This is a genomic window from Streptomyces sulfonofaciens (assembly GCF_014656295.1).
Lineage (GTDB): Bacteria > Actinomycetota > Actinomycetes > Streptomycetales > Streptomycetaceae > Streptomyces > Streptomyces sulfonofaciens.
Genome location: NZ_BNCD01000088.1, coordinates 1 through 666, shown reverse-complemented (window position 1 = coordinate 666; position 666 = coordinate 1). Strand labels below are relative to the sequence as shown.

The 666-nt window shown below is 35.9% G+C and carries 2 protein-coding genes; both read left to right on the top strand.

Going from position 1 to position 666, the window contains the following annotated elements; genetic code table 11:
* A partial coding sequence (locus tag IE313_RS36700; protein ID WP_229925205.1) for a DNA repair protein RecN occupies window positions 1–204 on the top strand: 204 nt, incomplete at its 5' end.
* A partial coding sequence (locus IE313_RS36695; RefSeq protein ID WP_229925204.1) for a putative RqcH family protein occupies window positions 201–666 on the top strand: 466 nt, incomplete at its 3' end. The genes IE313_RS36700 and IE313_RS36695, both read left to right, overlap by 4 nt.

Genomic DNA, 666 nt, shown 5'->3' with positions numbered 1-666 from the left:
CAAATCTTTGCCATTTCGCACCAAGTCCATATCCCAGCGCTCGCTAAAAACCATATTTTAGTCTTCAAAGAAAACCACAAAAGCCTTGCAAAAACTCTCAATAACGAAGAAAGGGTTTTAGAAATCGCGCGCATGATAGGGGGGAGCGAGAATATAGAGAGCGCGATCTCTTTCGCTAAGGAAAAATTAAAGGCGCAAGAATGAAATTTTTTCTTTTAAAGAAATTCAGCGAATTTTTAAACGCTCAAACGCATTTTAATCTCAAACGCTTGAGTGCATCTGGTTTTTTATTGGAAACTTTTTCTAAAGAAAAACACGCCTTTGTTTTAGATTTGAACACGCCTTATATCGGTTTGTCAAAAAAACCAATAGAGGGCGTTTTAAAAAACACCCTAGCGTTAGATTTTTGTTTGAATAAATTCACTAAAAACGCCAAAATCTTACAAGCAAACATCATTGATAACGATCGGATTTTAGAAATCACAGGCGCTAAAGATTTGGCTTATAAGAGTGAAAATTTTATTTTGCGTTTAGAAATGATCCCTAAAAAAGCCAATCTCATGATTTTAGATAAAGAAAAATGCGTGATAGAGGCCTTTCGTTTTAATGACAGGGTCGCTAAAAACGATATTTTAGGGGCATTGCCTCCTAATGCATACGAGCATC